General features: G+C 44.8%; 20 protein-coding genes and 2 pseudogenes. 16 read left to right on the top strand and 6 right to left on the bottom strand.

Annotated features, from left to right (window positions below):
* The first annotated feature begins 312 nt into the window (after nt 1-312).
* Entirely contained in the window at nt 313-1,602 is a 1,290-nt protein-coding gene (locus OCV20_RS11070; RefSeq protein WP_009847154.1) for an NAD(P)/FAD-dependent oxidoreductase, read from the top strand.
* A 121-nt stretch (nt 1,603-1,723) separates the two neighbouring features.
* On the opposite strand, the pseudogene OCV20_RS11065 reads toward OCV20_RS11070, so the two are convergent.
* Nucleotides 1,724-2,071: pseudogene (locus OCV20_RS11065) on the bottom strand (GNAT family N-acetyltransferase); the annotation flags it as partial.
* Between the two features lie 44 nt (nt 2,072-2,115).
* On the opposite strand from OCV20_RS11065, the gene OCV20_RS11060 reads away from it, so the two are divergent.
* On the top strand, nt 2,116-2,625 hold the full coding sequence (locus OCV20_RS11060; protein ID WP_086774936.1) for a helix-turn-helix domain-containing protein: 510 nt from the start codon (nt 2,116-2,118) through the stop codon (nt 2,623-2,625).
* Nucleotides 2,622-3,464 carry an IS3 family transposase gene (locus tag OCV20_RS11055; RefSeq protein WP_108721729.1) on the top strand — a complete coding sequence of 281 codons (843 nt, stop codon included), beginning with the start codon at nt 2,622-2,624 and terminating at the stop codon, nt 3,462-3,464. The genes OCV20_RS11060 and OCV20_RS11055 overlap by 4 nt, the downstream gene beginning before the upstream one ends.
* A gap of 30 nt (nt 3,465-3,494) precedes the next feature.
* On the opposite strand, the pseudogene OCV20_RS11050 reads toward OCV20_RS11055, so the two are convergent.
* The 4 genes and pseudogenes from OCV20_RS11050 to OCV20_RS11035 form a co-directional block, all read right to left on the bottom strand.
* Nucleotides 3,495-3,698: pseudogene (locus OCV20_RS11050) on the bottom strand (GNAT family N-acetyltransferase); the annotation flags it as partial.
* A gap of 137 nt (nt 3,699-3,835) precedes the next feature.
* The gene (locus tag OCV20_RS11045; RefSeq protein ID WP_017065298.1) at nt 3,836-4,603 is read right to left on the bottom strand and encodes a peptidoglycan binding protein CsiV; all 768 of its coding nucleotides are present in this window, start codon (nt 4,601-4,603) and stop codon (nt 3,836-3,838) included.
* 63 nt (nt 4,604-4,666) lie between these two features.
* Entirely contained in the window at nt 4,667-8,128 is a 3,462-nt protein-coding gene (gene mfd / locus OCV20_RS11040; RefSeq protein WP_086773732.1) for a transcription-repair coupling factor, read from the bottom strand.
* Between the two features lie 6 nt (nt 8,129-8,134).
* The gene (locus OCV20_RS11035; protein ID WP_048658284.1) at nt 8,135-8,704 is read right to left on the bottom strand and encodes a hypothetical protein; all 570 of its coding nucleotides are present in this window, start codon (nt 8,702-8,704) and stop codon (nt 8,135-8,137) included.
* 227 nt (nt 8,705-8,931) lie between these two features.
* Here OCV20_RS11035 and lolC point away from each other — a divergent pair, with 227 nt between their 5' ends.
* Genes lolC through lolE form a run of 3 tightly spaced genes read left to right on the top strand, consistent with a single transcriptional unit; the run spans nt 8,932 to nt 12,070 of the window.
* A complete protein-coding gene (gene lolC / locus OCV20_RS11030; RefSeq protein ID WP_162290805.1) occupies nt 8,932-10,140 on the top strand; it encodes a lipoprotein-releasing ABC transporter permease subunit LolC in 1,209 nt (402 codons plus the stop codon).
* Entirely contained in the window at nt 10,133-10,825 is a 693-nt protein-coding gene (gene lolD, locus OCV20_RS11025) for a lipoprotein-releasing ABC transporter ATP-binding protein LolD (RefSeq protein WP_048609370.1), read from the top strand. Before lolC ends, lolD begins: the two co-directional genes overlap by 8 nt.
* The gene (lolE, locus tag OCV20_RS11020; protein ID WP_086773730.1) at nt 10,826-12,070 is read left to right on the top strand and encodes a lipoprotein-releasing ABC transporter permease subunit LolE; all 1,245 of its coding nucleotides are present in this window, start codon (nt 10,826-10,828) and stop codon (nt 12,068-12,070) included.
* 191 nt (nt 12,071-12,261) lie between these two features.
* On the opposite strand, the gene OCV20_RS11015 is transcribed toward lolE, so the two are convergent.
* Entirely contained in the window at nt 12,262-12,774 is a 513-nt protein-coding gene (locus OCV20_RS11015; RefSeq protein WP_017060232.1) for a DUF2062 domain-containing protein, read from the bottom strand.
* 17 nt (nt 12,775-12,791) lie between these two features.
* On the opposite strand from OCV20_RS11015, the gene OCV20_RS11010 reads away from it, so the two are divergent.
* The 10 genes from OCV20_RS11010 (at nt 12,792) to lapB (ending at nt 23,575) form a co-directional block, all read left to right on the top strand.
* Entirely contained in the window at nt 12,792-15,122 is a 2,331-nt protein-coding gene (locus OCV20_RS11010; RefSeq protein WP_086773728.1) for a DNA internalization-related competence protein ComEC/Rec2, read from the top strand.
* A 31-nt stretch (nt 15,123-15,153) separates the two neighbouring features.
* On the top strand, nt 15,154-16,902 hold the full coding sequence (gene msbA, locus OCV20_RS11005; protein WP_086773727.1) for a lipid A ABC transporter ATP-binding protein/permease MsbA: 1,749 nt from the start codon (nt 15,154-15,156) through the stop codon (nt 16,900-16,902).
* A gap of 13 nt (nt 16,903-16,915) precedes the next feature.
* Entirely contained in the window at nt 16,916-17,923 is a 1,008-nt protein-coding gene (gene lpxK / locus OCV20_RS11000) for a tetraacyldisaccharide 4'-kinase (protein ID WP_086773738.1), read from the top strand.
* Entirely contained in the window at nt 17,904-18,083 is a 180-nt protein-coding gene (locus tag OCV20_RS10995) for a Trm112 family protein (protein WP_004736429.1), read from the top strand. The genes lpxK and OCV20_RS10995 overlap by 20 nt, the downstream gene beginning before the upstream one ends.
* Nucleotides 18,083-18,829 carry a 3-deoxy-manno-octulosonate cytidylyltransferase gene (gene kdsB / locus OCV20_RS10990; RefSeq protein WP_048609374.1) on the top strand — a complete coding sequence of 249 codons (747 nt, stop codon included), beginning with the start codon at nt 18,083-18,085 and terminating at the stop codon, nt 18,827-18,829. The genes OCV20_RS10995 and kdsB overlap by 1 nt, the downstream gene beginning before the upstream one ends.
* A gap of 292 nt (nt 18,830-19,121) precedes the next feature.
* The gene (gene cmk / locus OCV20_RS10985) at nt 19,122-19,802 is read left to right on the top strand and encodes a (d)CMP kinase (RefSeq protein ID WP_017060237.1); all 681 of its coding nucleotides are present in this window, start codon (nt 19,122-19,124) and stop codon (nt 19,800-19,802) included.
* A gap of 106 nt (nt 19,803-19,908) precedes the next feature.
* Nucleotides 19,909-21,579, top strand: coding sequence for a 30S ribosomal protein S1 (gene rpsA, locus OCV20_RS10980; protein WP_010439921.1), 1,671 nt, complete (start codon nt 19,909-19,911; stop codon nt 21,577-21,579).
* Between the two features lie 121 nt (nt 21,580-21,700).
* A complete protein-coding gene (ihfB, locus tag OCV20_RS10975; protein WP_017060238.1) occupies nt 21,701-21,985 on the top strand; it encodes an integration host factor subunit beta in 285 nt (94 codons plus the stop codon).
* Nucleotides 21,986-22,114: 129 nt separating this feature from the next.
* The gene (locus OCV20_RS10970; RefSeq protein WP_017066774.1) at nt 22,115-22,387 is read left to right on the top strand and encodes a LapA family protein; all 273 of its coding nucleotides are present in this window, start codon (nt 22,115-22,117) and stop codon (nt 22,385-22,387) included.
* 12 nt (nt 22,388-22,399) lie between these two features.
* Nucleotides 22,400-23,575 carry a lipopolysaccharide assembly protein LapB gene (gene lapB / locus OCV20_RS10965; RefSeq protein ID WP_016769333.1) on the top strand — a complete coding sequence of 392 codons (1,176 nt, stop codon included), beginning with the start codon at nt 22,400-22,402 and terminating at the stop codon, nt 23,573-23,575.
* The last annotated feature ends 96 nt before the right edge of the window (nt 23,576-23,671 follow it).

Below are 23,671 nucleotides of genomic sequence, written 5' to 3'. Positions count from 1 at the left end.
TGCTATATATAATGTTCCCAAGCAAAATATTTTGACAAATATCAAAAAAAATTGAGAGCGAGTGAAAAAACTTGCCCATAATTTGTGTTCTGCCTCTCAGGTAGTCACCTTTTTTATCCACGTGAGCAAAGCAACAAACCATTATTTGTTGTTTGTAACCCCTCTAACTACTCGGTGAGCTGTCGTTATTCTTTTTCGCGGTAATCCAATTTGTAACAGCCTTCGCATTCAAGGCCGAGTAGATACATAGAATTTATCGGTTGGAGTAATCGAGCCGAACCCCATTTATTCATTTTGTAGAGGATTGTCATTGTGACAAAAATTATCGTAGTAGGCGGTGGTGCTGGTGGTTTAGAACTAGCAACTAAGCTAGGCCGCACTTTAGGTCGTAAGAAACGTGCCCAGATTACTCTGGTAGACCGTAAAGCAAGCCACCTATGGAAACCATTACTTCATGAAGTAGCAACGGGCTCACTGGATGAAGGTGTTGATGCACTAAGCTACCGTGCACATGCAAAAAACCATTACTTCGATTTCCAAATGGGCAGCCTAAACGACATCGATCGTGAGCGTAAAGTGATTGCACTAAGCGAGCTTACAGACGAGCACGGTGAACTGCTGATGCCAAGCCGTGAACTTGAATACGATATTCTTGTGATGGCGCTAGGCTCAACGTCAAACGACTTCAATACTCCAGGCGTTCGTGACAACTGTATTTTCCTTGATAGCCCAGAGCAAGCACACCGTTTCCGTACAGAAATGAACAACCAGTTCTTAAAGCTTCACGCTAAGAACGGTCAAGGCACGGTAGACATCGCGATTGTTGGTGCTGGTGCAACTGGTGTAGAGCTTTCTGCAGAGCTACACAACGCAGTTAAAGAACTTCGTACTTACGGCTTCGGCGACCTAGATTCAAGCAAGCTGAATGTTAACCTTGTTGAAGCGGGTGAGCGTATTCTTCCAGCTCTACCTCCTCGTATTTCAAGCGCAGCACACTCTGAGCTAACCAAGCTTGGTGTGAACGTTCGTACGAATACGATGGTGACTCAGGCGGATTCTGACGGTCTAACAACCAAAGATGGCGACAAGATCCCAGCTCAAATTATGGTATGGGCGGCAGGTATTAAAGCGCCTGATTTCATGAAAGATATCGGTGGTCTTGAAACGAACCGTATCAACCAGTTGGTTGTGAAAAACACGCTGCAAACAACACTGGATGACAACATTTTTGCTATCGGTGACTTGGCACAATGTACACAAGCAGACGGTTCATTCGTTCCGCCACGTGCACAAGCGGCTCACCAAATGGCAAGCTGTGCATTTAGCAACATCATTGCTAAGTTGAACGGTCGTGACCTGAAAGATTACATCTACAAAGATAAAGGCTCGCTAGTTTCACTTAGCCGTTTCTCTACGGTAGGTAGCTTGATGGGTAACCTGACGAAAGGTTCGATGATGGTTGAAGGTCGTATTGCTCGTGTGGTTTACATCTCTTTGTACCGCATGCACCAGATGGCGCTTCACGGCTTAATCAAAACATCACTGATGATGTTGGTTGGTCGTATTAACCGTGTACTTCGTCCAAACTTGAAGCTTCACTAATCAGGTAAGCTTTCTAAGGGCATTACGCTGATAATAAAAAAGAGCTCTTCGGAGCTCTTCGGAGCTCTTTTTTGATCGTGTCGATTATGTGCTATCGCTGGTATTGAACTCATTTCTGCTGTTAAGACGTTGGAGGTAGCACAGAATAAACCACGCCATCTTTTGGCTTACCGTTAAACAGAAATCGATTCTTGGCAATGGTTTCTCGTTCTGCGCCACACTTCTCTATCAACTTTTGGCTAGGTAGGTTCTCGGTATCGCAGACAATCTCCAAACGCGTTAACTTGAGTTGCGCGAAGCAAAATTCAAATAGGGCGAGCATTGCTTCTTTGGCGATCCCTCTCCTTTGAAAGTCATCACCGACCCAATAACCTAAACTCGCCATATTAAAGGTGTGGTAAAGCTCATTTATGGCAACCATACCGACCAGCTTATCGCTTTTTCGTTCAAAGATGCCAAAGCCAAACTGAACTGACCCCCAATAGTTGGACACCAATTATTGGGGGTCTTTTTATGTCCAAATATAGCCGAGAGCTAAAATGTATCATTGCTAAGCAATACTTAGATGGCACGTCATCTCTCTACTTAGCAAAACAATATTCAATTTCTTCAAGGCAGATACGGTATTGGGCTCAAGTCTTTGCCATCCATGGTACTGATTCATTTTTACCAACTAATCATGCCGCGACTGCTCAAACAAAACGAAAAGCATTGAATTTAATGTGGACGAATGAATGGTCTCTCACGCACACTAGCGCTGTATTAAACCTCTCATCCCCTGGAATACTCTCTGTCTGGCTTAAACGATTTAATGAGCTCGGTATCAAGGGGCTCGAAATGCGCCAGAAAGGAAGACCCTCAATGAAACAGCAACCTCAACGTACCACTAAGCCTGATAATGAAATGACACTTGAGGAGCTAAAAGAGGAGTTGGTCTACTTACGAACCGAGAATGCCGTTCTAAAAAAGTTGGAAGAGTTGGAGCAGAAAAAAAACCGTCGAACAAAGAAAAAGCGGTCATAGCTCTAACTCTTAAAGGCAAGTACCCATTAAAGCACTTACTGCACACTCTACAGTTGGCAAAAAGTGTCTTTTATTATCAGGCTCAAACGAGCAAGCGCCAAAATAGCTACGAACGTGAGCTGCGGTTGATAAAGTCAATTTATCATGAACATAAGGGGCGATACGGCTACCGCCGTATTCACTTGGAACTAAAGAATCAGGGGTTCGTGCTTAATCACAAAACGGTTCAAAGGCTTATGGCTCAGCTCAACCTTAAATCGACGGTCAGGATTAAAAAGTATCGTTCATACCGAGGAGAGTCAGGAAAAGCTGCTCCCAACGTTCTTGAAAGAGATTTTAGTGCGACTCAACCCGATGAAAAGTGGGTAACTGATGTCACGGAGTTCAAAGTCAAAGAGCAGAAAGTATACTTATCTCCCGTTGTCGACTTGTTTACTCAGGAGGTGGTTGCTTATAGAGTGGCCAAAAATGCCTGCTTGCCGCTTGTCACAGATATGCTGACGGAAGCTATATCAACGCTTAAACCCAACTCAAAGCCAATTATACATAGCGATCAAGGTTGGCAATATCGCCATCGACAGTATCAGAAAAAGGTAGCGGAGAGTGGGTTAACGCAAAGCATGTCGAGAAAAGGTAACTGCTTGGATAATGCTGTTGCTGAAAACTTTTTTGCTTTACTCAAAACCGAGATGTATCACAACCAAAGCTTTGAAGATGCAGATGCTCTGATAGAGCAGATTAAAGAATACATCGAGTACTACAATACCAAACGTATAAAAGTGAAACTAAAAGGCCTGACTCCGATAGAATATCGAACTCAGGCCTTGAAAGCCGCTTAACAGAAATGTCCAACTTTACGGGGTCACTTCAAACGCATCGGCTTTCACCCAGTTCAGGCGAGTCGCCAGAATAAACTTCTCGGCTTCGATGATGGAAAACTCGCTATGACACCAGTCGACCCATGGCAACAAGCTAGGGGAGGACTTAACCAGCTGAGAAAATTCTTGAGCATCTGAGGCCTCAATGATTTTAAGGCTAAGATTTTGTGTGTTGATCTGAAATTCAGGGCTCATAAGACGTACCAAGTAACGTGTAAGTACTGAACAAAGAGAGTCAGTACAGAATAAAGATAGATAGCACCTAATAAAACGCCCTCACTAGGAGGGCGGATTGAATTATTTATATAATTATAGCCGAATCGGCAAGTAACTTACTGCGCTACACGTCTAACTTGAATCACCATTCCAAGAAGTGGGTGGTCAAGGTAGTGAGTTTCTGTACTGCGCATACGACGTTTTTGGTCCATGCGGTAGCTCTTAAGGAACTCTTGGACTTCAACCGTCGGAGAAATCTCAGTTAGATTGCCCACTTGGACGTTGCTTTCTGCGCCACTTACTGGTGAATCTAGCTCGATTTGTTGCTCTTGTAGAGTCACTTCACGAACGCTTGGTGCTTTTAAGTCCAAGGTCGTTTCAGCGTATAGGTAGTGCTGAACGTAGATTTGCAGTTTGCCGTCTAATTCGTAGAGTGGCTTATCAATGGTCTCTTCTTGGAACCCATCAGCGCTGCCAGCAGTGATTGCGCCTTTTTCAGAGCCATCAGCATTAAATTGTTTAGAGAAATCTTTACCTGCTTGAATGTGGAAAACAGGGGCAGAGCTCTTACCTTGGTCGCCTTGACGCCAAGCGGTATGCATCAGAACTTCAAAGCCAGCGTGTTTACGTAGCTTGTCTTTCTGAGGCGTTAATTTGTATTCCGAGTAAGGCAACATCTGTACGCCTTTCTTTGCTCGGTATTGGGTATCTTGAAATGAACCAACACGCTCAAGAGAAATCTTAGGCTGTGTATTTGGCCAAGATTCGTTCACCTTCTCTGCATCAACAGCGCGCTTAAAAATGATCACTTCTATATCAAATTGTCTCTGCGCCAAACTTGGCAGTGAGACGAACAATAGTAGCAGTGGGATCAGTCTTTTCATTTTTACTCCGTCTTCCAGCCGAACTACCGGCTGGATAATTTATATGTGCAAGTGGATTGGGTCTTATGCTGAAGGCAGCAAGTTTTGTCTGAATTCGCCCAATAAATCACTAACAAATTGAATTCGTTTCCGTCTGTCGACCAATGGTATCGTAAACTTGAACTTTGTTGGTCCTTCCATTGAAAACTTTTGCGGTTGAGATTGCAACAGTTTAACAAGGTAGGCTGGGTTTATGTCAGCATCCGGGTAGAATTCTAAGAATCCACCCTTATCGTGAGCTTCAATTTTCTTCGCTTTGATAGACGCTGCGGCTAATTTTAGCTCTGAAACTGATAATAAGTTCTTGGTTGCATCAGGCAGAAGGCCGAAGCGATCAATCAGCTCGACTTTCAACTCTGCCAATTCGTCGGTGTCACTCACACTCGCTATACGTTTGTACGTTGATAAGCGCGTGTTGATGTCTGGGATGTAGTCATCTGGCAATAGTGCTGGAAGACGCATCTCAATTTCAGTTTGTTCACGCAGTAGGTCATCAAGCGATGGCTCTCGACCTTCTTTCAATGCTTCAACCGCTTGTTCAAGCATCTCCATGTACAAGGTGAAACCAACTGACTGGATTTGACCACTCTGTTCATCACCTAACAGCTCACCCGCACCACGAATCTCTAAATCGTGAGTTGCTAAGGTAAAGCCCGCGCCCAAGTCTTCGAGTGAAGCAATCGCATCCAATCGCTTGATCGCATCTTTGGTCATTGCTTTAGGGTGTGGCGTTAACAAGTAAGCATAAGCTTGGTGGTGTGAACGACCTACACGACCACGTAATTGGTGCAACTGTGCTAAACCAAGGTTATCGGCTCTATCCATCAAGATAGTATTGGCCGTTGGTACGTCGATACCGGTTTCGATGATGGTTGTACACACCAACAAGTTAAAGCGCTGGTGGTAGAAGTCATTCATGATGCGTTCCAGTTCGCGCTCACGCATCTGGCCATGAGCCACAGTAACACGCGCTTCTGGAATCAACTTCTGTAGTGACTCAGCTGTTTTCTCAATCGTGTCGACTTGGTTGTGCAGGAAGTAAACCTGACCACCACGCATTATTTCACGAAGCACCGCTTCTCTGACGATGGCATCATCACTCTCGCGAACGAAGGTTTTAATTGCCAAGCGTCGTGCGGGTGGTGTGGCGATGATCGAAAGGTCACGCATACCACTCATTGCCATGTTCAGCGTTCGCGGAATAGGCGTTGCAGTAAGTGTTAGAATATCGACATCGGCGCGCATCGCTTTCACTTTCTCTTTCTGACGCACACCAAATCGGTGTTCTTCATCGACAACCAGCAGGCCAAGGTCTTTAAACTTAATATCACTCGAAAGCAGCTTGTGAGTACCCACCAAGATGTCGACTTTACCGTCGGAGACATCTTGCATGATCAACTTCTGCTCTTTAGCTGATTTGAATCGGGATAGAACCTCAACACGAATCGGCAAGTTGGCGAAACGGTCACGGAAGTTCTCGAAGTGTTGCTGAGCAAGTAAGGTGGTTGGAACTAACACGGCTACTTGTTTGCTGTTGTCGGTACAAACGAATGCTGCACGCATCGCGACTTCGGTTTTACCAAAGCCAACATCACCACACACCAAACGATCCATGGCTTTTGCTTGACACATATCAGACATAACAGCATTGATGGCCATCGCTTGGTCATCGGTTTCTTCAAACGGGAAGCCAGATTTGAAGGTCGCGTATTGGCCGCGGTCGAGTACAAACTTGTAGCCAGGTTTTAGCTCTCGCTTGGCGTAAACATCAAGTAGCTCCGCTGCAACGTCACGTACTTTCTCTGCGGCGCGTTTACGCGCTTTTTGCCACGCTTCGCCACCGAGTTTATGTAGCGGTGCTGAATCTTCAGCGCCACCCGAGTAACGCCCGATTAAGTTCAAAGAAGCAACTGGCACGTAGAGCTTGGCATCGTTTTGATACTCAAGCGTTACATATTCGGTTTTCATGCCGCCGGCTTCGAGTGTTTGCAAGCCGATGTAGCGACCAATACCGTGGTCAATGTGCACAACAGGTTGACCCGGTTTAAGTTCGGCTAAGTGACGAATGACAGTATCGCTGTTAACGCTTTTCTTGTCTTTCTTGCGGCGCTGAACAACGCGATCACCCAACAGGTCGCTTTCACAGATAAGGGCGATGTTTTGCTCTTCGTGGATAAAGCCATGTTCCGATGACCCTAGGATCAGGCTGAACTTATCTTTACCTTTAATCGCCGCGTCGAGGTTTTCAACTTCGCTTGGACGAACTTTAATGCCTCGAAGTAATTCACTCAGAGCTTCACGGCGGCCTTCAGACTCAACTGAAAAGACCACTTTTCCTTCGAAGGCTTCAGTGAACTTTCTTAGGTTTGCGAGTGGCTCTTTATTCTGATGCTGAACGCTGAGATCAGGAAGAGACACAACCGGAAGGTTGGTACGTCCAGCTTTCTCTTCAATCGAATCTAAGCTTAGGTTTACCTGCGGTTTCTGTTTGAAGTGTGCGAACAGCTCGTCTTTCTTCAGCCACAGTTGTTCAGGCGTGAGAAGTGGTCGTAATGGGTCAACACCGCGCTGTTCGTATCGATGAGCAACGTCCGTTAGGAATGAGTCTACTGCAGTCTCGACATCACCTAGAATCAGCAGTTGCGCTTCATCGGCAACGTAATCAAACAAGGTTTCTGTGTGATCGAAGAACAGAGGTTGCCAGTACTCAATACCAGCCGGCCATGTGCCTTTAGATACCTGCATATAAACCGATTCTGGTTCACGGCGTGCATCAAACTGTTGGCGCCAACGAATACGGAAATCTTCAATTGCTGTTTCCGAGGTTGGGAATTCGTGAGCAGGTAACAGACGAATCTCAGAGATGTCTTCAATAGAACGTTGGTTTTCAGGATCGAAGGTACGAATTGTATCGATCTCATCATCGAAGAAGTCGATACGATAAGGATCTTTGCTGCCCATTGGGAACAGATCGAGAATAGACCCTCGGCTTGCGTATTCACCCGGACCAAACACTTGATCAACGTAACGATAGCCAGACTTTTCAAGCTGCAGGCGCAGTTTTTCTAAAGAGTAGAGATCGCCTGTTTTCACCATTAGAGTGTGTTGTAGCAAAAAGTCACGCGGTGATTGACGCTGAAGTAGCGTGCTGATTGGTACGATCGTGATGCCATCTTTTAGCGTTGGTAGGGCATAAAGGCGAGCGATACGATCTGAGATGATCTCTTGGTGAGGCGAGAAACTATCGTATGGCAGTGTTTCCCAATCAGGGAATAATGCGACTTCATGTGCCGTAAATTGTTCAATTTCAGATTGAAGCTTAAGCGCCACTTGTGGGTCGGGTACAGCCAAGACGGTATGGCTGTTGTGTTGCTCTGCGAGTTTGGCAATGGCAAGAGCGAGAGACGAACCGACTAGGTTACCGATGTGCTTTTTGTCACCGGCACCTTTAAGTTTAGGTAGTGTAAATATGGATTTTTTGGTCATGTTAATTTACTTGTTATCTCGGTCTAGAGAGCGTTGACGCAAGAGTTTCTGTTGTTGATGAAGTGCCGCTTTAATTAGCAGGTCTTGGTCGGTATCGCGAAGATGAGCGTATTTAAATTTGATTTCGAAACCTGAGTCTTTCGCCTCGCTAGCAAAGACTTCTGCGTAGCAATAAATTGCTGCTGCTGGGTGCTCTAGAAAAAGTTTGGCTTTTACTAAGCGACCCGGTTCGATGTCTACTTTTGAAAAGCAGGAAAACTGACTCGCACCAAATGAATAGGTGTGAGTACGAAATTTCTCATCATCTTGCTGCGATAACATAAAGCTCAACAAGAGGTTTAATTTCGAGTTTTGTGCATCCAATAAGCTGGTGACATTCTTCAAGTCGCTGTTTTTCAGTTCAGCACGCGCACTGTCAGCTAACAGATCCAATTGGCTAAACTCACTTGCCACCACAAATGGTGCTGGGATCTCAGATTCGAATTGAATTTGAGAAGGTAAAGTGAAGCCGCTGTCCATTGGTTCAATATTAGCGGTAAGGCTATGGTGAACGGTGAAAAACTCTTGTTCTGTCATGCGTTAGTTCCTTGAAGTGATCTATTGATTATCGCTATGTGGCCGCAGTAATCAAGGTCAGTTAATTGAAAGTCTCAAATAGTTGTTTGAAATTTGGTAATTTGACAAGGTTCTGTTTTTCAAGCCTAACTAATTGAGTTAATTCACTCTATATTTTCAATTAACCCCTACACAGTAACAGCAATACCCGTTACATTAACCCGCATCCCCTTTAGATGGTTCAAAGTATGTTTCATCCTATTTCGTTGTTTGTTGGCCTACGCTATTTGAAAGGCCGTTCAGGTGATCGCTTTAGCCGTTTTGTTTCTTATATGTCGACGGCAGGTATCACCATTGGTGTGCTGTCTTTGGTTACTGTTTTATCGGTAATGAATGGATTCGAAGCGCAGTTAAAAGACCGAATTCTTGGTGTTCTTCCTCAAGCGGTGGTTTATGAGCAAGGTGGCACTACCTCTCTTTCTGCCCAAGCGCCTAATTTTGCAGAGCAAATCTCGCTTAATGGTCACGTTGAACCGATTGTCCGCAGTGAGGCAGTGATTCAGAGTCCGGCTCAGTTATCTGCAGGGTTGTTAATCGGCATTGAACCTAATTCAGACGACCCTCTTCAGAACCACTTAATTGCGGGCAGATTGTCTTCACTTAAGGCGGGTCAATATCAGTTGTTCCTCGGTCATACTTTGGCGAGAAACTTGAAAGTGTCTATGGGTGACAAAGTTCGCCTGATGGTGACCAGCGCTAGCCAATACACCCCATTAGGTCGTATTCCAAGCCAACGAAATTTCACCGTTGCCGGTATTTTCAATACAGGTTCTGATATCGACGCTCAACTGATGGTGACAGACATCCAAGATGCAGGGCGTTTGATGCGTTATAAATCAGACACTATTTCAGGTTGGAGACTGTTTTTTGACGACCCGTTTGAAGTTGCAGAGTTATCGACTCAGCCATTACCGGAAGGTTGGTTGTGGAGCGACTGGCGAGACCAACGTGGTGAGCTATTCCAAGCCGTTCGTATGGAAAAAAACATGATGGGCTTAATGCTTGGGCTTATCATCGGTGTTGCTGCTTTCAATATCATCTCGGCGCTTATCATGGTAGTGATGGAGAAGCAATCTGAAGTCGCGATTCTTAAGACCCAAGGCATGACTGATGGTCAAGTCATGGGGATCTTCATGGTTCAAGGCGCAAGTAGTGGCGTGATTGGTGCGCTCTCTGGTGGTGTGTTAGGTGTTGCCCTAGCTATGAACCTTAATACTATTTTAGAGGCGATGGGCGTTGCTCTATTCTCATTTGGTGGCCAGCTACCAATTCTGATTAACCCGATTCAAATCGCTGTTGTTGTGGTTTTGGCTATTGCACTTAGCCTGATTGCCACTGTATTCCCTTCTTATCGTGCATCGTCTGTGAAACCTGCTGAGGCCCTTCGTTATGAGTAATTTTCTTCAATGTAATGATATCCGTAAAACGTACCGTGAAGGCTCGTTAGATACTGAGGTGCTCAAGGGAGTCAGCTTTGAAATCGAAAAGGGTGAGCTAGTAGCAATCATCGGTACCTCTGGCTCGGGTAAAAGTACTTTATTGCATATCTTAGGCGCATTAGACGATGCTTCTGCGGGCAGCGTAAGTTTTCTTGGTCAGGACTTAGCATCTTTGAGTTCGAATAAGCAGGCGAAGCTTCGCAACCAGCATCTTGGCTTTGTGTATCAGTTCCATCATCTTCTCTCGGACTTTTCAGCGTTAGAAAACGTAGCAATGCCGTTGCTGATTGGTGGTGAGAAGCCTGCGAAAGCAAAACAAGAAGCACAGTTGTTACTTGATAAAGTGGGGCTAAGTCATCGTGTTGATCATCGACCTTCAGAGCTTTCTGGTGGTGAAAGGCAACGTGTGGCGATTGCTCGAGCATTGGTGAATAAGCCTGCGCTAGTGTTGGCGGATGAACCAACCGGTAACCTAGACCATAACACCGCACTGTCTATTTACGACTTAATGCGTGAACTGAACCGTGAATACGATACTGCCTTTTTGGTCGTGACTCACGATGGTGAACTTGCCGGTAAGATGGATCGCCAACTTCACATGCAAGATGGTTTACTGGTCAACGTAGAAAAAGAGGAGAGCTAAGTGTTTTCTTCTTTATCTCTATTGATAGGCGGCCGATTTAGCCGTGCGAAACAACGAGACAAGATGGTGTCGTTCATCTCTTTGTCCTCGACGATTGGTATCGCTGTTGGTGTCGCGGTGATCATTATCGGCTTATCTGCGATGAATGGCTTTGAGCGAGAGCTTCAATCACGAGTACTTTCTGTCATTCCTCACGGTGAGTTTGAAGGCGTGAATGAGCCTGTGACTCGTTGGGAGCACGTGATTGAGGAGTCTGTTAAGCACGATAAAGTCGTTGCTGCTGCGCCTTATGTGAAAATTACTGCACTTGCTGAAAAGGGCAAAGAACTCAAAGCAATTGAAGTTCGCGGCGTTGACCCACAAGTTGAGCAACAAGTATCGAGCCTGTCGAGTTTTATCGATAAGCAAGCTTGGAGCGAGTTTAAGGCAGGACAACAGCAGATCATTTTGGGCTCTGGTGTAGCGAATGTGTTGGGTGCGAAAGTCGGTGATTATCTAACTTTGATGATTCCAACGGTAAACGGTTCTGTGAAGGTTCAGGCGCCAAAGCGTGTTCGAGTGAAAGTGGTTGGCTTGCTGACGCTTAATGGTCAGATAGATCACAGCTTGGCTCTGATCCCGATTGGTGATGCTCAGGTCTACGCAAACTTAGGTGAGGCGGTGACTGGAGTATCTTTGAAAGTGACCGATGTGCTGAACGCAAACTCTATTGTACGTGAAGTGGGTAATCAGCTTGATGTGTATGTGTATCTGCGCAGCTGGCAACAGAAGTTTGGTTTCTTGTATCGAGATATTCAGCTGGTTCGCACCATTATGTATCTAGTGATGGTACTGGTTATTGGTGTCGCTTGTTTCAACATCGTCTCGACCTTGATGATGGCAGTAAAAGACCGAGCATCAGAGATCGCGATTTTAAGAACCATGGGCGCATCGGACGGCCTTGTGAAGCGCATCTTTGTTTGGCAGGGCGTATTTTCAGGCGTGTTAGGCAGTTTAGTCGGGAGTGCAATAGGTGTGTTAGTCGCGCTGAATCTCACCACACTTATCAAAGGGCTTGAAAAGCTGGTCGATCACCAGTTCTTGTCCGGTGATATCTATTTTGTCGACTTCTTGCCATCACAACTTGATATGACGGATGTTGTTGTGGTTTCCGGCACTGCGATTGTGCTGAGTTTACTGGCGACATGGTACCCAGCATCACGAGCAGCGAAGTTAAACCCAGCCTCAGTGCTGAGTTCTAAATAGCAAGCAGTCAGTTTTTCAGTCGATACAAAAAAGGATCCCAGTGGGATCCTTTTTTATTGAATTCAATTCGTGTTCTTTACGACTTTCGTTACATGCCAATCTTGCAGAGGTAAGTGGCTCATCCGATTTTAACTTGTGTGCGTTTTAAGTGAAGCACAGACAAGGTTAGATTGAATAACAAGGAATGGCGTTCAATGCCTTGCTTGTCGCTTCTTCCAACTTCTTACTACTGAGTAACGCCATAAACCGCGAATACCAAAGTAGCCAATCATTGCTGAAACCACGCCACAAATCAGACAACCCAATAAGAACGGAGGCCCAATAGTACTCATTTGCGCCAAGATGAAGTCCCAAGACAATTCGAAATGGAAGGCTTGAGGTGGCACATGCATAACAAACGCCCCGACTTTATAAGCAAAGTAGAAGAGAACAGGCATGGTAACCGGGTTACTGATCCAAACAAGTGCGACAGCTAAAGGCAGGTTAACGCCACATGCGACAGCAAGGCCTGCAGACATAATCATTTGACTTGGTAGAGGGACAAACGCCATGAATAACCCAACAGCAAACGCGCCAGCCGCAGAGCGACGATTAAGGCACCATAAGTTGGGGTTGTACAAAACATTGCCAAAAACTTTCAATGCTTTCTGACGCTTGATTAGATCATGGTCAGGCATAAATCGTTTGATAAACTTTCTTGGCATAGGAGGAAGCTACTCTCTTGTTTAACACTTGGTTCTTGATTTCATTTGCTGCGACAGTTGTGTCTGCCAGCTTCTGGCCTGTGATGCCACATTGGGTTTGGGCACCATTGATGCTGTTGTTACTGCTAGCATCAACAAAGTATAGCGTTTTCCGGAGTGCAAGAGGTCCAGTAACAGCATTGATACTAGTTATCTGCCTAGGGAATGCGATTGAAATACAAACGAGTCGCTTGTTCCAGTCAGGGCAGAATACTACCATAAATGCGTCGGTTGTTAGCCTTTTTAGTGAAAATAGCCATGGTTTTGAAAGCGTAATAGTAGCCAGATCAATTGGCGGCGAAAAATTAATCTTTCCCCAATTGATAAAATTACGTTTGTTTACTCCTTTTAAGTTAACGCTTGGAGATGATGTCTATTTATCGGCCTCAATAAAGCCGGTATGGGGAAAACTCAATGAAGCCGGCTTTGACCTCGAAAAGTACTTGTTTAGTGCTGGCGTGGTTGCCAATGCAACTTACAGAGCAGATACCAAGTACCGAATTCACTCTAGCACCAACTTACGCGCCCAATGGTTTGAAACCAGCCTTGAGAGGTTAAGTCTGCTGGCAAATCAAGATCTCATTATCGCTTTGAGTTTTGGATATCGAGACCTTATTCCGCTTCAGCGGTGGGAATTGCTTAAAAGCAGTGGCTTGATTCACTTGATGGCTATTTCGGGGCTGCATATTGGAATTGCCTTTGGTATCGGCTATCAGATTGGCAAAGTATTCAGGTTACTTTCCCCTTCATTTCTTTGGTTACCTACAATATTCGGGCTCGGCTTGGCGTATTTCTATAGTTGGTTTGCTGGGTTCACGCTGCCAACTTTGAGGGCTTTAGTGATGTGTGTCATCGCGAGTTATTTCTTGTGGCGTGGGCAAAATATCAGTTTGCTTCGGTATGTCGCTTTATGCCTGTGCGTAGTTCTGCTGATTTGGCCGTTTTCAGCCTTGTCGAGCAGCTTTTGGCTGTCCTTTGGTGCATTGGGCGCTGTTCTCTATATCGCGTTAAATACACAGCGCTCAGCTTCAACCTTTACATTTATCAACCACGTACTCCAACTGATTAAGATTCAACTGATGCTGACATTCCTTATCGCGCCTTTCTCGATGTTGTTTTTCAAAGGAGTCAGTTTAGTCTCTGTTTTCTACAACTTGTTCCTTTTGCCTTGGGTATCGATGGTGACGATCCCGTTGTTGTTTATGGCAATGTTTCTAAGCTTAATATCTGAGTCAGTGTCTGGCGTGGTTGGTATAACAGCGCTAGACAATGATTTGGTCAGTCAGCTGTGGAAGTTGGTCGACTTGTCGCTTGAGCCTCTCGTATTTAGTCTTCCTTTCTCTGAGCGATTTTGGATCCAAGTAGATAACCAGACGATTGCATTATCAGTATTCCTTATCTTGTTCTTGAGCTTTGTTAGTCGGTATTTCAAGCGAACATTATCGATATTGGTAACTGCAGTGTTCGTGTTGTGGTGGGAGTTCGGTAAACCTCAGCAAGACAAGCTAACCATAGACATCTTGGATGTTGGACATGGGTTGTCTTTGGTTTTAGAAAAGAACAATCAGATTGTCGTTTATGATCTTGGTAATGCGTGGCCAGGAGGCTCGGTTGTTGAGTCTTTGTTGATTCCTACTTTGAATCAGCGGGGGATTCATGAATTAGAAGGCGTGATTGTGAGTCATTTCGATTCTGACCATGCTGGTGGTTATCCGGCGTTACTAGAGAACTATACGCCAAAGTGGATACGAACCAGTCAAAACATTATTCAAGAACGCCAATCTACCACTCAAGCCCCGTCTAATATTCTAACATGTACTATTGGAGAGGTTTGGAACTGGCAAGATGTTGTTTTTGAGGTGTTGTGGCCGCCTAATCAAGTGAAGAGGGCGTATAACCCACATTCGTGTGTGGTCAAGATCTCAGATCATAGTGCTGATTTCTCAATTTTGCTCACTGGTGATATTGAACTGGTAAGTGAGTGGTTACTTGCTCGTGAGGGAGAACAGCTAAGGAGTGATGTCATGTTGGTTCCGCATCATGGTAGCGATTCGTCATCGATTAAGCCGTTTATTGAGGCTGTGTCTCCTCAGCTGGCGATAGCTTCTCTTGCTAAAGGCAATCAGTGGGGAATGCCGAGTGAGTCTGTTATTGAACGTTATCAGGAAGCGGGGAGTACTTGGCTAGATACAGGTGAAAGCGGACAAATAACCATCACTCTTAGCAAAGAAGGTTGGCAATATCATGCGATTAGAGAGCAACAAGGCGGGCAGTGGTATAGGCAGATGCTCCGTAAGGGAGTAGAATAGATAGATTATTGTGAGAAAATTAAGCGATTCTATGTCAACACAAACAGATGAAACTACCTGGGTCACATTTAAAAGACTTTGGACTTATATTCGACTATATAAGGCCGGCCTAGGTGTTGCGGTAATTGCGCTTATTATAAATGCCGTTTCTGATACCTATATGATTTCCTTACTAAAGCCGTTACTTGATGAAGGCTTTGGTAATGCTGAATCTGACTTTTTACGCACGCTCCCTATTATTATCTTTGCCATGATGTTTATTCGTGGTGTCAGTGGCTTTGTTTCAACCTATTGTTTGAGCTGGGTCTCTGGCAATGTGGTGATGGAAATTCGTCGCAAAATTTTCAGTCATTTCATGCATATGCCTGTTTCTTTCTTCGATAAAGAACAGACAGGCGCATTGCTATCTCGAATTACTTACGATTCAGAGCAAGTGTCTGCAGCAACCAGTAAAGCGTTAGTCAGTATTGTCCGTGAAGGTGCAAGTATTATTGGCTTGTTGACGCTGATGTTCTGGAATAGCTGGCAGTTGTCTTTAGTGTTATTTGCTGTAGCGCCTTTGGTTGCGTGGGCGATCAGTATCGTATCGAAGCGATTCAGAAAGATCTCTAAGAACATGCAAACCAGTATGGGCCATGTGGCGTCGTCTGCTGAACAAATGCTGAAAGGACATAAAGTGGTTCTAACTTACGGTGGTCAAGATCTAGAAAAACACCGCTTTGATAAAGTTAGTAACCAAATGCGCCAACAAAGCATGAAGCTAATCACTGCTCAAGCGGCTGCTAACCCGATTATTCAAATGATCGCATCAGTTGCGATTGTTGTTGTTCTATTCCTTGCTAGTGTTGATTCTATTAAAGCCGAGCTTACTCCTGGTACGTTTACCGTTGTCTTCTCTGCAATGTTTGGTCTATTACGTCCGTTAAAGGCATTAACTAACGTAACGTCTGAATTCCAACGTGGTATGGCTGCGAGTACAACTCTATTTGGCTTGATGGATCTAGATACCGAGCAAAACAAAGGAACGTTGAAACCTGAAACTGTAACGGGTGAAGTGGCTGTTAAAGATGTCACGTTTACTTATGACGGTGCAGAGAAACCAGCACTTGATAAGGTCAGCTTCAATATACCGAAAGGTAAAACGGTTGCGCTTGTTGGGCGATCGGGTTCGGGTAAAAGTACCATTGCCAACCTATTTACTCGTTTTTATGACGTAGACTCTGGTTCAATTGAGCTTGATGACCACGACATTCGTGATTACGAATTGAGAAATCTGCGTGAGCACTTTGCTCTCGTTTCTCAAAATGTACATCTGTTTAACGATACGGTGGCTAACAACATCGCTTACGCAGCAGAAGAACAGTATTCACGTGAACAGATCGAACACGCGGCTAAGCTTGCTCATGCAAGTGAGTTTATCGATGGCATGGAAAATGGCATTGATACGGTTGTGGGCGAGAATGGCGCGAGTCTTTCTGGTGGTCAAAGACAGCGTATTGCGATTGCTCGAGCTCTATTGAGAGATGCACCGGTTTTGATTCTTGATGAGGCAACGTCTGCACTGGATACTGAGTCAGAGAGAGCGATTCAATCTGCACTAGAAGAACTGCAAAAAGACAAAACAGTATTAGTTATCGCACACCGACTCTCTACCATCGAGCAAGCTGATGAGATTCTAGTGGTTGATGATGGTCATATTGTAGAAAGAGGCGCACATGCTGAGCTAATCGCGCATGATGGTGCTTATGCACAATTACACCGAATTCAGTTCAGCGGATAAATTAGGTCTTGTTGTGATCGAAAAGATTTGGTTTAACAATCACCCGTTGAAATATCTTCTCTGGCCGCTATTGTGGCCACTGAGTCTGCTGTTCAACATGATCAGTAGTCAGCGTCGTGACGCTTATCTCTCGGGGAAGAAAGAGACCTACCGCCCGCCTTTACCTGTTATTGTTGTGGGCAATATTACTGCTGGCGGAAATGGTAAAACGCCGGTTGTGATTTGGTTAGTAGAGATGCTTCAGGCTCACGGCTATAAACCCGGAGTCGTGTCTCGTGGCTACGGTGCAAAAGCACCAAGCTATCCGTTGGTGTTGGATGAAAATACGCCAGCTGAGCATTCGGGTGATGAACCTCGCTTGATTCGTAAGCGAACTGGTGCGCCAGTCGCAGTCGACCCTGTGCGAGCTAACGCAGTGAAATCGTTGCTGAGCAAAGGCGTTGATGTGATTATCACTGACGATGGCCTTCAGCATTACGCGCTTGAACGCGATATTGAATTTGCGGTTATCGACGGCGCAAGACGCTTTGGTAGCGAGAGCTTGATTCCTTTAGGCCCATTACGAGAGCCGATTTCACGTTTAGAAGAGGTCGACTTTTTGGTGAACAATGGCGGTAAAGCGCACGGGCGAGAGTTCTCGATGTCTTTGCTTCCAAGCCAAGCGGTTAACCTTAAGACAGGCCAAAAAAGGTCTGTGGCAGAATTACAGAAGCTGGTGGCTTTTGCCGGTATTGGCCACCCACCGCGCTTTTTTAAAACATTGGAAGATCTTGATGGTGATGTGGTCTTCACACAGGGCTTCGCCGACCATCAAGATTTTAATAAAGATGAACTTCATGCCTTAGCTAATAAAGGTATGAATCTGATTATGACAGAAAAAGACGCTGTAAAATGCGAAGAATATGCTCAAGATAACTGGTGGTATCTTCCAGTTTCTGCGCAGTTTGATGAAGATTCGCAACAGCAAATTTTAAAAAGAATAAAAGAGGTTATGGAATACTATGGATCACCGTCTACTTGAGATCGTTGCTTGCCCTGTATGTAAAGGTAAACTAACTTTTGACAAGGATAAGCAAGAGCTTGTTTGTAAAATTGATCGCCTTGCTTACCCAATTAAAGAGGGTATTCCTGTTCTTTTAGAACCTGAAGCTCGTACCGTTTCTATGGATGAGGGTAAGTAATGTCTTATACGGTTGTTATACCTGCAAGATACCAATCGAGCCGTTTACCAGGGAAGCCACTTGCTGACATTGGTGGAAAGCCGATGATTCAATGGGTATACGAACAGTCAATGAAAGCGGGTGCCGATAACGTTATTATCGCTACAGACGACGCTCGAGTTGAAAAAGCGGCTAAAGCATTTGGCGCGACCGTTTGTATGACATCACCGAATCATGAGTCAGGCACTGAACGCCTAGCTGAAGTGATTGAAGTTATGAAGATTCCTGATGATCATATTATCGTGAATGTTCAAGGTGATGAGCCACTTATCCCACCTTCGATCATTAATCAGGTTGCCAACAATCTTGCTAACAGTACAGCTCCGATGGCAACGTTAGGTGTGGAAATCACTCATGCTGATGAAGTGTTTAACCCTAATGCCGTCAAAGTTGTAACCGATAAAGACGGTTACGCCTTGTATTTTAGCCGAGCAACCATCCCTTGGGATCGCGATGCTTACGCGAACAACGGTACTGCAGCGGAATCTCCTTTGCTTCGTCATATTGGTATCTATGCTTACCGAGCGGGTTTTATCAATACCTACATTAATTGGGAACCAAGCACTCTTGAACGTATTGAGTGCCTAGAGCAATTACGAGTACTTTGGTACGGTGAAAAAATCCACGTAGACGTTGCAGCGGAAGCGCCGGCTGCTGGTGTTGATACGCCTGAAGACCTAGAAGCGGTTCGAGCTATTATTGGCTAAGCTTCTTTGAGCGAGTTATTGTTTGCTCTACAAAATGAAAAATGATGAGCCTTGCCTATTGCGAGGCTTTTTTCTATCTACCGAAAAATGCGCTATCGAAAAGCGCGTGTGTGTCTTATTGACCTAAGCAAACGGATATTGAGATAGTTGCATTGGTTTATGCATCATCAACACGGAATTATCTGAGATTTACCTCGCTCGAGTACCAATTTTTCTCTATAATATGCCGCCTATAAAGTAGTGGCGAATCGCTAGTACAGAATAAAACTTACGACAAAACGTGGAGTAAAAGATGCCTTCTCAAAGCCCAGTGATTACGGTTGATGGACCAAGTGGTGCAGGTAAAGGTACCCTGTGTATGTTGCTAGCAGATAAGCTAGGCTTTCATCTTCTAGACTCAGGCGCGATCTATCGCGTATTGGCTTTAGCGGCAATTCACCATGGTGTGGATACTGAATCAGAGGATGCTTTAGTACCGCTTGCTACACACTTAGACGTGCAGTTTATTGCTGAAGGCGACTTAGTTAAGGTTATCCTAGAAGGTGAAGATGTGTCTGGTGAACTTCGTAAAGAAGAGACTGGCATGGCGGCTTCAAAAGTTGCTGCTTTACCTCGCGTTCGCGAAGCACTGCTTCGTCGTCAACGTGCATTCAGCGCTGCGCCTGGTTTGGTTGCAGATGGTCGTGACATGGGAACGGTTGTGTTTCCTGAAGCTGAAGCGAAAATATTTTTAGATGCAAGTGCTGAAGAGCGTGCGAGTCGCCGCCTTAAACAGTTGCAACAGAAGGGGTTAGATGTTAAATTTGACGACCTTTTGAGCGAGATCCAAGAGCGAGACGACCGAGATCGTAATCGCCCAGTGGCGCCACTTCGCCCTGCAGAGGATGCTCTAGTGCTTGATTCCACCTCAATGAATATTGAGCAGGTAGTAGAAAAAGCACTACACTATATTGAATCGAAACTGGCTGGGTAATTTCGCCGAGCTAGTACGAACGTTGGTCGCAAGGATGATGACCGGCGAATTTATCAACCCCATGCGGTAGGATACCCATGGACGTTTAATTATTGAAGATTAAATAATGACTGAATCTTTTGCTCAACTCTTTGAAGAGTTTCTATCTGAAACTGAATTCCAACAAGGCAGCATCGTTAAAGGTACTGTAGTAGCTATCGAGAACGGTTTCGTTCTTGTAGACGCTGGTCTTAAGTCTGAATCTGCTATCCCTGCTGAACAATTCAAGAACGCTGCTGGCGAACTTGAAGTTGAAGTTGGTGCTGAAGTAGACGTAGCTCTAGACGCTGTTGAAGATGGTTTCGGTGAAACTCAACTTTCTCGTGAGAAAGCGAAGCGTCACGAAGCTTGGATCGTACTTGAGAAAGCTTGTGAAGAAGCTGAAACTGTTGTTGGTATCATCAACGGTAAAGTTAAAGGCGGTTTCACTGTTGAACTTAACGGTATCCGTGCTTTCCTTCCAGGTTCTCTAGTAGACGTACGTCCTATCCGTGACACTGCTCACCTAGAAAACAAAGAGCTAGAGTTCAAAGTAATCAAGCTAGACCAGAAGCGTAACAACGTTGTTGTTTCTCGTCGTGCTGTTATCGAATCTGAAAACAGTGTTGAGCGTGACGAACTTCTTGAAACTCTACAAGAAGGTACTGAAGTTAAAGGTATCGTTAAGAACCTTACTGACTACGGTGCATTCGTTGACCTTGGCGGTGTTGACGGTCTTCTACATATCACAGATATGGCTTGGAAGCGCGTTAAGCACCCATCAGAGATCGTTAACGTTGGTGACGAAATCCTAGTTAAAGTTCTTAAGTTCGATCGTGAGCGCACTCGTGTTTCACTAGGTCTTAAGCAACTAGGCGAAGATCCATGGGTAGCAATCGCTAAGCGTTACCCAGAAGGTCACAAGCTTTCTGGTCGTGTTACAAACCTAACTGACTACGGCTGCTTCGTTGAAATCGAAGAAGGCGTTGAAGGTCTAGTACACGTTTCTGAAATGGATTGGACTAACAAGAACATCCACCCTTCTAAAGTTGTTAATGTTGGCGACGAAGTTGAGGTTATGGTTCTTGATATCGACGAAGAACGTCGTCGTATCTCTCTAGGTCTGAAACAGTGTAAAGCTAACCCATGGCAGTCATTTGCAGAAATGCAAGCTAAGGGCGACAAAGTTACTGGTAAGATCAAGTCTATCACTGACTTTGGTATCTTCATCGGTCTAGAAGGCGGTATCGACGGTCTTGTACACCTATCTGACATTTCTTGGAACGCTGCCGGCGAAGAAGCTGTACGTGAATACAAGAAAGGCGACGAAATCTCTGCTGTTGTTCTAGCAGTAGATGCAGAGCGTGAGCGTATTTCTCTTGGCGTTAAGCAAATGGAAAACGACCCGTTCAACGCATACGTTGCTGACAACAAGAAAGGTGTTCTTGTAAACGGTACTGTTACTGCAGTTGACGCGAAAGGCGCTACTATCGAGCTAATCGAAGGCGTTGAAGGTTACATCCGCGCTTCTGAAGTTTCTCGCGACCGTATCGAAGATGCATCTCTAATCCTAAGCGTTGGCGACAGCGTTGAAGCGAAGTTCACTGGTGTAGACCGTAAGAACCGCGTAATCAACCTATCTATCAAAGCTAAAGATGAAGCTGATGAGCAAGAAGCAATGGCTTCACTGAACAAGTCTGAAGAAGGCGCGTTCGGTAACGCAATGGCAGACGCATTCAAAGCTGCTAAAGGCGAATAATAGCTTCTCATTAAGAGAATTATAGCTATCTAGCCAAGAAAGGAGCCGTAAGGCTCCTTTTTTTTTGCTTATTTTTCCGATAGGTCTATAATTTCTAAAAAGAAAACCAACGAGGGTAACTATGACTAAGTCTGAATTGATTGAAAGACTATGCGCTGAGCAAACGCATCTTTCTGCAAAAGAAATTGAAGACGCTGTAAAAGACATTTTAGAGCATATGGCTTCAACACTAGAAAGTGGTGATCGAATCGAAATTCGCGGTTTTGGCAGCTTTTCTCTGCATTATCGTGAGCCTCGTGTTGGACGTAACCCAAAGACTGGTGACAAGGTAGAGTTAGAAGGTAAATACGTTCCTCACTTCAAACCAGGTAAAGAGCTGCGTGAACGAGTAAACTCAGGAATGTAGCCTACTTATCGGAATTAAGAAAAGCGGCATACTATAATGTATGCCGCTTTTTTATGACCATAATATGGTGGTCTGATTAGTAATTTTCCTGCATAATCGTACAGCTAACCAACCAATGAGTGATGAACTATGAAAATTATAAAAATAGTCGCCGTTATCGCACTTTTCCTAATTGCACTGGCTTTAGGCTCTCAAAACCAAACAACTGTGAATTTCAACTATCTGCTAGCGCAAGGTGACTTCCACCTCTCAAGTTTATTAGGTGTTGTATTCGTTTCAGGCTTCGCCCTTGCTTGGTTAGTCTTTGGTAATATGCACATGCGGTCTCAGCTGAAAATTCATCGCTTGAAGAAGCAACTCAATAAGCAATCAAAGCAGGTCGCTGCTGATACTAAAGCTTAAAGGCTATATTTGATGTTAGAGTTACTGTTCTTACTTTTGCCCATCGCAGCCGCTTATGGCTGGTATATGGGTAATCGTAATGCTCAGCAAGAAAAACAAAAGCAATCACACCAGATCTCCCGTCAATACGTGACGGGTTTGAACCTATTACTGTCAGATCAATCTGACAAAGCGGTTGATCACTTCATTGAGCTGCTTCAAGTAGACAATGAAACCATCGATACTCACTTGGCTTTGGGCAACTTGTTCCGCTCAAGAGGCGAAGTCGACCGCGCTATTCGTATTCACCAAAATCTCATCTCTCGTTCGGGGCTTACCCTCGATCAGAAAAACCTCGCACTGCAACAATTAGCCAAAGACTATATGGTCTCTGGTTTCCTTGATCGCGCCGAAAAAATCTTTGAACAGCTTGTAGAAGAGCCTGACCATAAAGAGGGCGCTTTACAGCAGTTGGTGGCTATTTATCAGCAGACCCGTGAGTGGAACAAGGCTATCCATTACGGAAATATCTTAGTTAAGCTCGGCAAGAAAAAAATGAAGATGCGTGCGACCGTTGCGCATTTCTGGTGTGAGCTTGCGATGCAAGAACAAGCCGACGGTAATCGTTCTAAAGCGCTTCAGCATTTTAAGAAGGCGCTTTCTGAAGACCCTAAATGTGTTCGTGCAAGTATCGCGCTAGGGAAGTTTCACTTAGCGAACGAAGATTACCAAAAGACAATTGATTGTCTTGAATCGGTACTTGAACAAGATATCGATTTTATCAGTGAGGTGTTGCCAACTCTTGCTGAGTGTTACCACAAGCTTGGACAAGAAGCTCAATTGGTCGAGTTCCTCAAAGCGTGTATTCAGAAGAAAGCCGGTGTATCTGCCGAACTGATGCTGGCGCAATTGGTTGCTCACCATGAAGATGTAGGTTCAGCTCAAGAGCTACTGACAAAGCAGCTTGTTAAAAACCCAACCATGAAAGGTTTTTATCGATTAATCGATTACCACCTAGCGGAAGCAGAAGAAGGCCGAGCAAAAGACAGCTTAACCACGCTTCAATCTATGGTTGGTGAACAGCTTAAGGTTAAGCCCCATTATCGTTGTCGTCAGTGTGGTTTCTCAACACATTCAATGTATTGGCACTGCCCTTCATGTAAAGGGTGGGGGACGATCAAGCCTATTCGTGGGCTTGATGGTGAATAGATTTGTGGTCACTTTAAGACCAAATTATTAATTGCAGCTTTCGGGCTGCATTTTTATGACTGTTATTTATCACCTGTTTAGGTGATTAGAAATTTT

Origin of the sequence: Vibrio coralliirubri, assembly GCF_024347375.1 — a bacterium.
Taxonomy (GTDB): Bacteria; Pseudomonadota; Gammaproteobacteria; order Enterobacterales; family Vibrionaceae; genus Vibrio; species Vibrio coralliirubri.
This window is presented reverse-complemented; position numbering and strand designations above follow the sequence as displayed.